Source organism: Sphingomonas sp. AP4-R1 (assembly GCF_013113735.1).
Classification (GTDB): Bacteria; Pseudomonadota; Alphaproteobacteria; order Sphingomonadales; family Sphingomonadaceae; genus Sphingomonas_I.
The window spans coordinates 5,146,333-5,159,426 of record NZ_CP053346.1; the positions used below are offsets into that span (position 1 = coordinate 5,146,333).

At 66.3% G+C, this 13,094-nt stretch carries 11 protein-coding genes; 5 read left to right on the top strand and 6 right to left on the bottom strand.

Annotation, left to right across the window (positions count from 1 at the left end):
- Positions 1 to 326: 326 nt before the first annotated feature.
- Positions 327 to 539 carry a hypothetical protein gene (locus HL653_RS23295; protein WP_171746601.1) on the bottom strand — a complete coding sequence of 71 codons (213 nt, stop codon included), beginning with the start codon at positions 537 to 539 and terminating at the stop codon, positions 327 to 329.
- A 733-nt stretch (positions 540 to 1,272) separates the two neighbouring features.
- On the opposite strand from HL653_RS23295, the gene HL653_RS23300 reads away from it, so the two are divergent.
- The gene (locus HL653_RS23300; RefSeq protein WP_171746602.1) at positions 1,273 to 1,821 is read left to right on the top strand and encodes a DUF2285 domain-containing protein; all 549 of its coding nucleotides are present in this window, start codon (positions 1,273 to 1,275) and stop codon (positions 1,819 to 1,821) included.
- Between the two features lie 27 nt (positions 1,822 to 1,848).
- Here the strand turns inward: HL653_RS23300 and HL653_RS23305 are convergent, their stop codons facing one another.
- Complete coding sequence (locus HL653_RS23305; RefSeq protein ID WP_171746603.1) at positions 1,849 to 2,361, bottom strand: helix-turn-helix domain-containing protein; 513 nt, start codon at positions 2,359 to 2,361, stop codon at positions 1,849 to 1,851.
- Positions 2,362 to 2,507: 146 nt separating this feature from the next.
- Between HL653_RS23305 and HL653_RS23310 the strand changes: the two genes are divergently transcribed.
- The 4 genes from HL653_RS23310 (at position 2,508) to HL653_RS23320 (ending at position 5,929) form a co-directional block, all read left to right on the top strand.
- Positions 2,508 to 3,269 (top strand): GntR family transcriptional regulator, encoded by a 762-nt coding sequence (locus HL653_RS23310; RefSeq protein ID WP_171746604.1) that lies wholly within the window; start codon positions 2,508 to 2,510, stop codon positions 3,267 to 3,269.
- 82 nt (positions 3,270 to 3,351) lie between these two features.
- Positions 3,352 to 3,474 carry a hypothetical protein gene (locus HL653_RS24535; RefSeq protein WP_301337944.1) on the top strand — a complete coding sequence of 41 codons (123 nt, stop codon included), beginning with the start codon at positions 3,352 to 3,354 and terminating at the stop codon, positions 3,472 to 3,474.
- 62 nt (positions 3,475 to 3,536) lie between these two features.
- Complete coding sequence (locus HL653_RS23315; RefSeq protein WP_216599929.1) at positions 3,537 to 4,133, top strand: lasso peptide biosynthesis B2 protein; 597 nt, start codon at positions 3,537 to 3,539, stop codon at positions 4,131 to 4,133.
- Positions 4,130 to 5,929 (top strand): asparagine synthetase B family protein, encoded by a 1,800-nt coding sequence (locus HL653_RS23320; RefSeq protein WP_171746606.1) that lies wholly within the window; start codon positions 4,130 to 4,132, stop codon positions 5,927 to 5,929. Before HL653_RS23315 ends, HL653_RS23320 begins: the two co-directional genes overlap by 4 nt.
- Here HL653_RS23320 and HL653_RS23325 read toward each other — a convergent pair.
- The 4 genes from HL653_RS23325 to HL653_RS23340 all read right to left on the bottom strand — a co-directional run bounded on the left by HL653_RS23325 (position 5,924) and on the right by HL653_RS23340 (position 13,069).
- On the bottom strand, positions 5,924 to 8,332 hold the full coding sequence (locus HL653_RS23325; RefSeq protein ID WP_171746607.1) for a S9 family peptidase: 2,409 nt from the start codon (positions 8,330 to 8,332) through the stop codon (positions 5,924 to 5,926). The two genes, HL653_RS23320 and HL653_RS23325, sit on opposite strands and share 6 nt — an antisense overlap.
- 3 nt (positions 8,333 to 8,335) lie before the next feature.
- Entirely contained in the window at positions 8,336 to 11,392 is a 3,057-nt protein-coding gene (locus HL653_RS23330) for a TonB-dependent receptor (protein WP_171746608.1), read from the bottom strand.
- A gap of 151 nt (positions 11,393 to 11,543) precedes the next feature.
- Positions 11,544 to 12,494: a FecR domain-containing protein gene (locus tag HL653_RS23335; protein WP_171746609.1), complete on the bottom strand. Its 951-nt coding sequence runs from the start codon at positions 12,492 to 12,494 to the stop codon at positions 11,544 to 11,546.
- Between the two features lie 44 nt (positions 12,495 to 12,538).
- On the bottom strand, positions 12,539 to 13,069 hold the full coding sequence (locus HL653_RS23340; protein ID WP_171746610.1) for an RNA polymerase sigma factor: 531 nt from the start codon (positions 13,067 to 13,069) through the stop codon (positions 12,539 to 12,541).
- Positions 13,070 to 13,094: the final 25 nt, after the last annotated feature.

Here is a 13,094-nt window from a genome sequence, read left to right on the forward strand (position 1 = left end):
CTCCGACATTCGCAGATGCGCGTTCGCCGAACCAGGATGCGGTCGCAGCAACAGCGGCGGCACGGCAGAGGAACGCGGCGGCAGATGGGGACGCCGCGTTCCTCATAGACCACTTCCTCCACGGTCCTCCGCATCTTTTTTCGCGCGCGGTTCAACCGTCGGCGCGATATGGTCGGGCTGAGACCTCATACATTTGCTTTGGAGGAGTAAGTTTGCGCGCGCATTTCTTTACCTCCTCACCTCATCCTCATCGGGATGGGAAAACGCTCTCGTGATCATGGTGGGCCTGAAGCATTCCGCATCGTTGGCTGCGGGCGGAGCTATCTTCAGAATGCCGAGGGAAGTTTGCTGTTCGTCGTTGCCAGCCAGTCGCCGCCATAGATCACGATAGTCTCGGAAGGCCACTGCCCGGCTTTCCCGTTGACCAACGGATCGACGGGCTGGGAGCATCGCATCGGTTGAAAGCCGTGATGATCCGCCTCGCAACGGCAAAAGGAGGATTCATCTCCGCTCTCTCCGAGCATCACGGCCTGACCCATCCCTTCCTCAATTTGTTCCTATTTTGTTCTTTTTTGTGTCCTACAGGGAACGAGCTCTCTATCGAACGAGTCGGAGGTGCCCAATGCCGACGTTAGATGCTTCGTTCGTGCTTTCGATTGCTACGCTCGTAAGCAGCTTCGCCACCCTCGTTTGGGCGTTCCGCCGAAAGGCGTAAGTCTGCTCTTGGCGTCCTTTCAGGAGGTGAATCTCCAAGGCCGCCCAGATCGGCTCCGTGTCCCGTAAGCTGGCGCTAGCTCGGATGCCCAAGAAGGCGCTTAAGTCGATTCGCCGGTCGCCGTGGATTGCCTCGGCTTGTCCGCGGTCCCTCCACAGCGATGGTGCGCAATCGATCGCGCGTTGCGTGGAATGCCCAGAATATATGCGTGAAATAGGACGAATCGGCGCCGAAGATTTCGGCTTGTGCCCCCGTCGAGCTGAACTGCCCTCTCCGAACACGGGGAGTTGGCCGTGCCATGCGTCACTTTCGAAATCAGCCGGTGGCTTTGGTGCCGCGGTCTTTGCCGGGACGAGACGATCTGGACGATCTCTCCCTCTTTGCCTGGGAAGTCCTGAGGCGCACCGCCGCTTACAAATTCGATGCGGACGCGAAAATCGACCACCAAATGGGACTCAGGGATCAGGCCATCGAGGTGATCCGGACCGAAACGCCGCTTCGACCATCGGGCCTTCTCTTTCGCAGAAGATCCGACCCGTAGTGCTGCCGACGCACGCTTGTTCTGGTCGCCGGACCTCGATCCCCGGATCATCCCGGTCTCGGCCCGTCCGGCAAGCGTCGATGATCCAGACGCCTTCGACATCCTCGATCAATGGGGACCGGTCGCCATTCTCCAGCGCAAAGGTATGGCGGAGCAAATCCTGCTGACACGCTCGGGGCAGAGCGTTCGCCTGGCCCTCGTCGCAGGCACGTTTCTGAACGGCCCCGTCCGACTGGCCATGGAGTTTTCGGAATGGCCGTTGCTGAATAAGCGGCTCGAAACGGCGCGGCGGCTCGCGGCCTTCAGGGAGCCATCTTTCGTACAGCGCGTGACATCATCGCCGGCCGGTCGCGACCGACGCCTGCTCGTCCTGCGCACGCTTGACGCCATGGCGACCGAGTACAGCTATCGCGCGGTCGCGACCGCGCTCTTCGGTCCAGAATATGTCGCGCGCGAATGGAACGGCCGCTCGGACTTTCTGAAGTCCCGGACACGCCGGCTGGTCGCGCACGCCGAGCATCTGGTCGATGGCGGCTACCGTGCTGCCATGGCCCTGGGTTCTTGAGCGCGCTCATGGGCCGACGAAACGATGTTAGTCTCGCCGCCGCCTGCGCTTGATACCGCGCATCCGCAGGGTCGCCAATCCGATCACGCCGGTACGTTGCTCCAGCCAGTTCTGAAGAAATGTCACGCGATTGGAGAGCGTCGCCGCAAGATCTTTGAAAACGCGTTCGAAGCCTCCGATGATCAATGGGGGTTCGAGATACGCGACATCACCGCCCTGCTCTTCCATGAACTCCTCGAAGTGCATCATCATGATCGTGAGGAATTTTGTGTCGGCGCAGTCGATCCCGATGGCGGGCGACTTGAAAATCGGGCTCAGGATCAGTGCGAAGGGGTCGCTATCGGTTGCGTCCGCGAACGCGAAGATGCGGTCATGTGTAAGAGAGCCACGTCCTCCTTCGAAATCCTCGTAGGTGCGGACCGCCATTCCCATCGCGTCGGCCACCTGCGCAGCTGTCATGCCGCGCTTCCGGCGGATCGCACGCAGCGCCTTCGACAGGATCTCGGCTCCAGCACCGACCTCGAGAGATGGATGCCGCATCGACGCACCCCTGCCCGCTTACACACTCTGCGCCGACTGGCGGCCGCACGCCCACCAGATACGACGCAGTGCAACATGTAACCAGAGTGTCATCGAGTTTGAAGCCAATCAGGACAAGGTTTCTGTCCATTTTGCGCTGATTCGTGATGAAGCCACGGTTTTTCTGCGGACGGACCGCAGGCCTTCCGCGGTACGGACCCGTAGATTGCCGCGATAACCGCCAACTTATTTTGCTCAGCGCCTGCACGAGCGGCTGTCAGCCTTTGGCAAGTCGGGGCCTCTGCTACGCCTTTCCGATGAGCCCGCCCGCACTCTCAACCAAATTCGAGCGAATCCACGCCGCTGTCTTCACGATCCTCTGCACGGGCGAATATCGACCAGGCGACAAGATCGGGATCAAGGATCTCGCAGGGCGTCTGGGTGTCAGCACCACGCCGCTGCGCGAAATCCTGTCACGTCTTGCTGGTCGGGGGGTCATCGAAGAGCGCCGGGCCGAGGGCTTCTACCTTGCCCGCCTTGACGCGCGCGACATCGCCGATCTCTACACGCTGCACAGCCTCTGCGTGCTGCGCGGACTCCGCCGGTATGGAGCCGTCCTACCCGATGCGCTTGCAGCCTCCTCGCCTTGGAATCTCTTCGCGCGCATCGCGCAAGCGTCGGGCGACATCGCCATCATAGAGGCACGCGCCTTGCTCGACGATCGCCTTCGCGTGGTTCGCCGCATCGAGGAGACATGGGTGTCCGACCAAGCCTCGGAATTCGAGCGCATGCGACACGTCGCTGCGAACGGGCCGCTCCGCGAGACCGCCATCGTGATCCGGCGATTTCATGATCGGCGTCGTGCGCAGGCTCCGGCCATCGCGTCCGCGCTGACCCGGAATTTCGGCTTCAGAATATATCCTGAATAGTGCTTGGATGTCGCGATCCACTGCCGGACGATGATCGACGCCACAGCAGGTGGCGATCAACCGACTGAGAAAGGAACGCACCATGAAGCGCGACAATCATCGTCGTCGCGAGCCGGTCCTCGTGGGCTCGGCACGCAAGAACACCAAGGGTGGGCCGCTCGGCGAAACCGACGAAGCCGTCATCGGCCTTCGTTTCTACGCCTAACCATCCTGGCGGCGCCGGTCCTGCGGGGTCGGCGCCGCTTTGTTCGGGAGATGGAGCGGCCGATGCGCGTTCCCAACACCCCCATGCCGGACGCCGTGCGTCCGCTCCAGGTTCGCTCGTCGGACGGGCTCGTCACGCTCGATATCGAGCGTGACGCCTATCACTGCCGATATGACCCGCTCGAGGGCACGCTTGCGCGCGACGATGCACGCCATATCACGCGTCTCTGGCGTGAACTGCCGCAGGTGATGTCCGGTCGTCTGGCCATCGCCAACATCGCGCACTTTACGGCGGCTCTTGTCCGGACGATCTACGACATTTGGCGCCTCTCCTTTGCGGACCTCCTCGACGCATGCCCGCGCGCGCCGGTGGCAAGGCCAGCATGCCCGCCCGATCCCGAGGCCTGTGCGCGGACCGTCGCCTCGTTCGAGCGGCTCTGCCTTTACGTCCCGTTCCGCTTCCAGTGCCTGTTCCGGTCCTATCTGCTGCTTCACTTTCTTCGTCGGCACGGGGTGCAGGGCCAATGGGTGTTCGGCGTCGCGCTCTTCCCGTTCGAGGCCCATTGCTGGGTCGTCGGCGGCGAGTTCCTCATGGGTGAGCGCGCCGAACGGATCGCGCGCCTCTCGCCGATCCATATCGTCGAGCCAGAACGCCCATGATCGGCTTTGCGGCGCTGCGTTGGGTGACCATCGACCCCGCCGCCAATCGAGCCGCCCACGACCTCCATGCGGTTCTGGAGCAGCGCGGATGGCGGTCGGTGATCGACGCGCCCGGTTGGCGGCTGCTCGCCGATCCGCGCACCAACGTCGATCTCGTCCGCGGAGGAGCGGCGTCTCGCACCATCGTCATCGGCCACCTGTTCGACCGTCGCGCGACCGAGCAGAGCCGGCATGCCTTCGGCGTTGTCCCGGATGACGCCGACGATTTTGCGGATCTGTGTACACGCCTCGTCGAGACATGTTGGGGCGCTTATGCGGCGATCGAAATCGATCCGGCCGCGCCCGATCGCGTGTCCCTGTTTCGAGATCCGATCGGAATGATGGAATGCGTGACCTGGGCCTATCATGGCGTCCGGATCGCGACCTCCGTGGCGGAGGTCATCCTCCCGCTCGCCATGCCGGACGGGCTCGGCATTTGCTGGGCGACGCTCGCGCAACTGGTCCGGTTCCCAGGCGGCGCCGGTGAGACGCTACCCCTGGACGGCGTGACCGCGCTCGATGCCGGATGCCTTTTCGCGGTCGATGATAAAGCGGTTCGCTCGATCCGGCTCTGGTCGCCGGCGGATGCCGCGCGACGCCGGGTATCGCACCCGCGCCCGCCGCGAGACTATCTGCCGGACCTGATCGATGCGACGCTGGGAGCGTGGGGGACACGCTTTGGGACAGCGATCGCCGAACTGTCGGGCGGTCTTGATTCAGCGATCGTCGCGGCCGGCTTGAGCCGGTGCCGCCCGCGCGCGGATGTTCGCTGGTTCCATTATGTCGCGCCCGACCCGCAAGGCGACGAGCGTGTCTGGGCCCGCGCCACGGCCACTCAGCTCGCTTTACCCGTCGAAGAGATCGCTGTTGGCGAGCGGTCGATCGATGCGGCTGTCGCCGAGGCCTTGCCGTTTGGGCTGCGCCCGAGCGTGGCGAGCCTGAGCCTGTTCCACGATCGGGATCTGGCCGAGCGCGGCCGGGCGCTTGGCGCTTCCTGCCTCTATACGGGCCATGGTGGCGACGCGCTCTTCTACCAGTTCGCGACGCCTTCGCTCGCAGGCGACATCTGGCGTGGACGACGATCGCTTGGCACAAGACTCGCCCTGACCCAGGATCTGGCGCGCTGGACCGGATGCTCGGTCTGGAGCGTGAGCGCCGCAGCTCTCGCTGATCGGCGGCGCCAGATACCGCCGCCCGATCCCCATTTTCCGCTCGACCTCGTCGCCCGCGACGTGCCGCGCAGGTGGCCGGCCCTTTCCTCGCTCGAGGACGCGCTCGACCTGCCGCCGAGCAAGCAGATCCACATTCTCCAATTTGCCGCGGCCCGCGCGGTCTTCGCCCCGACCTGGACCAACCAGGCCATGACGGTCGTCCATCCCCTTCTGTCCCAGCCGATCGTCGAGCATGCGCTCGCTCTGTCTGCGCTCGATCTGACGCAGGCCCGGCGCGATCGCGCGCTCATCCGCGAAGCCTATGCCCACCGACTGCCCGCGATCCTGGTCGACCGGCGCGGCAAAGGCAGCATCACCGCATATTATGGCCGCATGCTGGCGCGCAGCGTCGATGTCCTGCGCGCCTATCTGCTCGACGGCGTGCTCATGGGCAACGGCATCCTCGACCGCGCTGCGGTCGAGCGCGTGCTCGACGAAGATGCGATCATGCTCACCAACGTCTATGCGGAGATCTTCGCGATGCTGTTCGCCGAACGCTGGGCGCGGGGCTGGCTGAGCATCATCGCGAGTGCCCGCGCCTCATGAGCCGATGCCGGCGAGATGGCGGTCGAGCCAGTCGAGGATCCGTCGGTAGCTGTCGCGCAGGTTCGCAGGGCTGCTCATATTATGCTCTTCGCCCCAATAGCTGAGCAGCACCGCATCCTTGCCCTGTCGGTACAGCGCCGAGAACAATTGCTCGGCCTGCTGCAGCGGCACGAAGTCGCGCTCGCCGGCGACGATCAGCATCGGGGTCACGATCCGGTCGGCCCGATAGAGGGGGCTGCTGCCGACATAGTGGCTTGGTACCGACCAAGCCGGGCCACCGAGGCGCGGCTGCCCGGTCTCCGCCCAGCCCGATAAGCCGAGCATGCTTTGATAGTCGCCCGGCTCGAGCCGCGTCTGCGGCGTAAAGCTGCCCGGAAAAGTCGCGAGATCGTAAATGCCGTTGGAGGCGACGACCGCGCCGAACCGGTCGGTCTGGGTCGCGATCAACGCGACCGTATAGCCGCCATAGCTGTGGCCCCACAGACCAAGCCTTTTGCCGTCGACCGTGCCGGTCGCGATCGCGGCGTCGACCGCCGACAGCACCTGGCCGGCCAGATCGGGGGCCTGGTCGCTCCCCGGCAACGCCGGCATGCTCGGCATGAGCACGGCATAGCCATGGTCGCGCAGGACCGCGACGTTGGTGAAGGGTGGGCCGTCACCGGAGCGGAAGCCGCGCGGCGGTTCGCCGCCATAGGCCGTTCCGGCATAAGGGATGACGATCAGGGGAGCCGGTCGGCCCGACGCGCTCCCTCGCGGCTGACAGAGCCAACTCGTGACCATCTGGCCATCTGGCAGGCGGTGATGGAGAGGCGTGGGCGGCGGATCGTCGACATCGGCAAGATGGCCGTTAATCCGTGCGACCGCGATCGGTGGTGCCCCTCGCCGGTAGACGGTCAGGGCTGCCCGGCCATGCCCATCGGTCGCGATACCGACGATCGTCCCCATAGCGGCACTCGCCGTCACCGGCCTCACGTCGTCAGCGGCTGCGATCCGGACAAAGTGGCCATTGCCGGGATCGGCGACGATACCATCGTCCGTCGGTCGCCAGCCGAACAGGCCCGCTGCCTCGGTCGTACCCATGATCGCGACCGGCAGGCGTTCGACCCGGCTCAGCTCGCGCCATCTCCGCGTGGCACCGGTGCGGCCAAGCTGCCACGCCGTCCCGGCGAGCATGACCGGCGACCGGCCCGCTTGCTCCACCAGCGATGGCGAGGATGTGGCCAAGGCCTTCGTCAGATTGTGCGGGCCGTCCGGGTCAAGCCGATACCAATCGTCGCGCATGCCATCATCGGGCCGGCCGAAGACGAGGGGCGCGGCGCCGGACCAGCCAAAGCTGGCCGCGCTATAGTCGCCGAACGGCGTGCGGACCGTGGCCTGGATCGGGCCGGGCAAAGGCGCGCTCGTCGCGGACGACAGGTCTGCCCGCCACACACGGCCCTGCGCCCACTCCTGCCCCGCTTTGCGGGCGAAGAAGAGCAGGGCGTTGCCGGACGGCGCCCAGGATGGCGGCCGATATTGCACATCGCAGGCGTCGCATGGACTCCAGCTCTGGCCGCTCGCGATGTCGATGATGCTGAGCCCGCGGTGGCGCAGTTCCGCTCCCGTGCTGATCAGCGCCTTCGATCGAATCCGGATCGCGTCGGTCTCCGCGACGAGCGCGACATGGCGACCGTCTGGTGCGACCGTGACCGACTGGAGGACGCCGCGCGCCAGCGATCGCTCGACCCCCGTCATGGCGTCCAGGTCGACCAGCCGGGTCTCGGTCGGTGGCGGGGTCGCAGACAGATACGCGCCGCTGCCGACCGCCGTCACCGTCGGCGTCCGGCCCTCGCTCTTCCTAGCCCACGCCTCCTCCAGCCGGGCGATGTCCCGGCGGTCGGCGCGCAGCACATAAGGCAGGCCGCCCTTAGGCTGCGCGATCACGAGCAAATGCGTCTCCGACGCCCAGCCGAGCGTCGTGCGATAGGGGTAATAATCAGGCGCGAGGTCGAACCAGCGCACCGCCGCCGTCGCAAGCGTCACGACACCGAGCGTCCAGCGATCGCGTGTCAGCCGTGCGATTGCCGCGCGCGTGCCCGCCGGTGAGAAACCGAGCACGATCGTGCCGCCATCCTCGCCCGCCGGGAGCAAAGGCACGGCCGGGCCCGGATGGGCAAGGTCGACGCGGTAAAGGTGGCTGCGCAGCACCTCCATCGCGCGCTCGTCGAAATAGGGCGCGTCGTCCCGCCCCCCGCGCCGCTCGAACAGCAGCCATCTGCCGCCGGGTGCGACCAGGATCCGCCCGAACGCCTCAGTCCGGACCAGATCATCGACGGTATAAGGCCGGCTCGATGCGGCCGGCGGCATAGCGACGAGGACGAGCACCGCCAGGCGCGCGAGCGCGCTGCTCCAGACGATCCGCATCCCTCACCACCGCCGCGTCAGCTGGAGCGAGACGAAACGACCAAGCGCATCGGCATTGGCCGCATCATAGCCGAGCCCCACGGGCGAATCGTAGAAAGGGGGTGCGGTATTGAGGATGTTCGAGACGGCAAGCGAAAGCGTCATACCGGTGAGCCACCCGCGCGCGCTTGACGATGCCGTCAGTCCGATCTGCAGGTCCGCGGTCGTCCAGGCGTCGATCCTGCGGTTCGTCAGGTCGCGATAGCCGGCGACATGGTTGACCCCGATCTGCGCATCGACGATCCCGCGCCGCCAGCCCGCTGTTGCCCGGCCACGCAGGTCAACCGGGCGCCCGACCAGGTTCAGCCGGTCGACCGGGACGGACGTCGGCGTCACCCGTTCGCGATAGGAATCGAGATAGCTGCCTGAGGCGCCGAGCTCGAACCGGTCGGGGCCGACCGTGAATGTATAGCCGGCCTGAAGATCGAGGCCGCTCACGATGACCCGGCCCGTGTTGACGTAGCGCGTGTCGACGATCCCGGCGATGCTCGTCACCGGAAAGGGATTGCTGCCGGAAAAGGCGGGCGATGCCAGCAACGCGTTGATGCGCGCGAGGTCGGCCGGATTGGCGATCGGGTTGAGCAATTGGACGAAGGGCGCGAGTGCAGGATCGAGGAGCGCACGCGCGAAATTCTCGGCAGCAGGCGTGGCGATCCGCTGACGAAAATTCGTGTGAAACCAGGTCGCATGCAGCGTCAGGCCCGGCACGGCGCGCGGTGCGAGATCGGCGCCGGCCGTCCAGCTTCGCGCTTTCTCAGGGCCCAGATCCGGATTGCCGCCCGTCAACTGAATGACCGGGAGCGTTGCCCCGCTCCCGCCGGTCAGCGTCGTCACCGCATAACGCTGGGCATTGCCCAGCTGGCGCAGATTGGGTGCCCGGAACGACGTCCCCCAGCTTGCGCGTAGCGTCAGGCCATCGACGGGCACCCAGGATGCACCGAGCTTCGGATTCGTGGTCGTCCCGAACACTGCATAATGTTCGACGCGGGCGGCTGCCGTGAACTCGAGGCGCTGGAAACCGGCCCGCGCATTGTCCGGGCCGAAGAGCGGCGCGCGCAACTCGACGAAGCCGGCCGTCACCGTCCGTGCGCCCGCCACATCATAGAGCGTCCGGACGCCGACGCCGCCCGTTCTTCCGGTGCCGTAGGTCGCGAAACTCTCACGGCGGACATCGCCGCCGAGCGCGACCTTCACCGCACCGCCGGGCAGATCGACGAGGCTCCCGTCGGCATCGACATGGCCCGTCCAGATCCGGCTCCGGATATGCGAGTCGTTGAAGCCATTGCTCACATAATCGAGGATCGCTCCCGAGTTGGACGCACCGGTCCCATAAGGGTTGAAATAGCCGTCGACCGCCGTGCTGAACGGCGTCGTGGGATTGTCGGGCGTCGTGCCCAGCGCCTCGTTGAGCGCGGTCACGTTGACCATCCTGTCGGTCACGTTGCGCTCGCGCTCCTGCGCGAACGCGCCATAGCTTCTGAGCGTCCAGCCCCTGCCCAGCTCGGCGTCCATCGACACAGAACTCGCGAGTGCTTCGGCAAAGCCGTAGCTCCGCGTTGGGCCGGCCTCCTGCGCCAGCGAATAAGCGATGATGTCAGACGCCGCGCCCGTCGGCGAAACGAAATACGGATTGGCGCGCGTGACCTGTGCGACCGCGACCGCACCGGGCAGGCGCGAATCGAACGCGCGGTGCGCATAGCGGACGTCCGCCATCAGCGTGATACCGTCCGAAATTTCCTGGTCGGCCGATGCATAGACGCTGTGCCGGATCTGGCGCGGGATGAGGTCCGAGCCCAGCCGCCGGTTCTGGAGGTTGGTGACGCCCCTCTGGAAATCGGATGGCCGAAGCGACCTGCCGTCCTGCCCTGCCGGGATCGCATAGGCCGCCGCAAGCTGACCGGTCCGAGGATCGACCGCCAGCACATTGCCCGGCAGGCTGTAGAAAAGGTCATGGTTCGTGCCGCCGAGCGGCGTCAGGTCGGAGGCGCGGGCAAAGCTGCGATCGGCACTTTCGAGCCGTCCCTGGCGGTCATATTCGTAGGACAGCATCACGCCGCCCGTCGCCCAGCGATGGCCGTGCGTCTGCGCCGCCTGGACGTCGCGCTTGCCGCCCGTCGTCACCGTTCCGAACCGGACCTGCGTCTCGGCGCCTTTGAAACGGCGCCGCAGCAGGATGTTGACGACCCCGCCAACCGCATCCGAGCCATAGACCGCAGAGGCGCCGTCCAGCAGCACCTCGGCCCGGTCGAACGCGCCTGTCGGGATCATCGACACGTCACCGAACGCGCCCTCGGCCCCGGCGCCGCCGAGCCGCTGGCCGTTGACTAGTACCAACGTCGCCCCGGCACCGAGACCGCGGAGGTTCACGCCCGTTGCCAGCGTCGCGTTCGTGCCCGTCGTATCGGCGCCCGAGAGCGCACTCTGCTCGGTCGCGGTGCCTGAGAAATTGCCGGGCAGCGCCTGCAGTGCCTTGCTCACCGTCGCATAGCCGTTGCGCGTCAGGTCGCCCCGGTCGATCTGGATGATCGGGGGCGAGCCCGGGCTCAGGCCACGGATATGCGTGCCGGTGATCACGATCGCGGCGCGCTCGGCGGCCAGCTCTGCGAGCCTGTCCGAGGTGATCGGGTCGGCTGCGGGCGCGGCTTGATCACCGGCGATCTGCGTGCCGGCCTCTGCGGTACGGGGTGCGGCACTGACCGGCACCTTCGCGACACCCTTCGTTGCCTCCAGCACGAAGACCCGCTCCCGGATCTTGCGCGCGCCGAGCCCCGAGCCCTTCAGCAGCAGTGCCAGCGCTGCTGCCGGCGTATAGCTGCCAACCAGGCGAGGCGCGGTGCGCCCTTCGACGACGTCGCTCGCATAGAGCAGTTCGATCCCCGTCGCCGCCGCATAGGCGACGAGCGCGTGCTGCAATGGCCCCGCCTCGATCGCGAAGGCGATCGTCGCCGTCTGTGCAGGCGGCTCGGCGGCTCGCGCCGGCGTCATCGCCACCAGCGAGGTTGCCCCTAGCCAGCCGATCATCCAAGCCCGTGTCGGCGAGTTTGCGAATGTCATAATCTTGCCCCCCTGACCCCGTCGGGAGATCCCGATGGGCGTGGACGCCGCGCACCTGCGGGTCCTGGGCAAGAAGGACGCATCAGCACGGGTGCGACCCTAACCGGCTTTCTGCCGATTATTCCGGGCTTTTCGACTCCATATCGGTCAGACGGATGGTTCCATCTGGCTGATCCACCGCTTTGACCGGCAGGATCGCGGTGGCGGCCTCCACAAAGCCGGCCACATCGCCCGTCTCGACCGAGCCGCTCAGGCGGTTCGCCGCGTTGCGCGTCGCCTCGAGCCGCACAGGGTGGACGGTATAGCGGTTCACCTCGGTGACGGCGGCCGCGAGCGTCGCTCCGTCGAGGACGATTCGGCCTTTCGTCCAGGCGGTTGCCGCCGCAGTGTTGACCGATGTCACGACCGGGGGACGGGCCGCACCCAGTTGCACTTGCTGGCCCGGCGACAGGGGGATCGGGTGCGCGATCATCTGGCCGCTGACCAGCACGCGGCCCTCGATCAGCGTCACGCGCGGGCCGCCGTCCATGCGGACCGCGAACTGCGTGCCGGTCGCCTTGACCTCGGCATCGCCCATAGCGACCGTGAACGGACGATCGGCGGCATGCGCGACCGTAAAATAGGCCTGGCCGCGGTCGACGCGAACATGCCGCTCCTGCGCGTCGAACCGGACGGCGACACGTGTGCCCGTGTCGAGCGTCATCCGTGATCCGTCGTCGAGCGTGACGATACTTTGTTGCCCGACCCGCGTCTCGAATGTCTGACCGCGCCCTGAGAGCGACCAGCTGAGAGCGATGCCGCCGAGTGCCAGCGCGCTGCAGGCTGCGAGGATCGATCTCGCGCCGAACCAGCGGTTTTTCCGTGATCGACGATGAAGTGCGGCTTCGGTCGCGGCCAGGACGGCCGGGCGGTCGGCGGCGAGCGCGCTGGCGCTCCAGAAGCGCTCGACCGCCTCGAACGCCTCATAATGGCCGTCCTTGCGGCGCCACGCGAAGAATTCTTCGAGCGTCCCGCGCGAGACAGGCACCGTCTTCAGGCGCGCGAACCACGCCGCCGCCTCGGCGCGCACGTCGTCTGTCTGATCCCCCTCGTCACCCATCGATGCGCCGCCACTCAATCCCGCAATGTGCGGAGGCAATAGTCGAGCGCCTTGCTCATACGCCATTCTACAGTCTTTATCGACACGCCAAGATGCGAGGCGATCTCCTGGTTTGTCAGGTGCCGAAAGCGGCTGAGAACGAACACGTCGCGCCATTTTTCGGGCATGTCCGCCACGAGTTGTTCGATCGCGACGGCGGCCTCCTGGGCGGTCATCGCATCGTGCATATGCCCGGCTTGCGGCACCAGCCGGAGCTCGGCGCGATGGGCTGCGCGCACGCTCTCGCGGCGGCGGCCGTCGCGGAAAAGGTTGAGCGCGATGCGGGACAGGAGCGCGCGCGGACGTTCCACCTCTTCGGTAGGCGTGCGGGCAAGCCGGAGATAGGTTTCCTGGACGATGTCCTCGGCCTCGGCTGGCTGGACCCGCAGCCGGCGGCCGACGAGGCGGCGCAGCCAGTCGCCATGCTCGCGATAGATGTCGTCGAGGGAGGAACCGAGCGAGCGGCCCTCATCAGCGATGATTGTCACGGGATTATTCGCGTTCAATTTGGCTACCCTCCGAGCCCCGCAG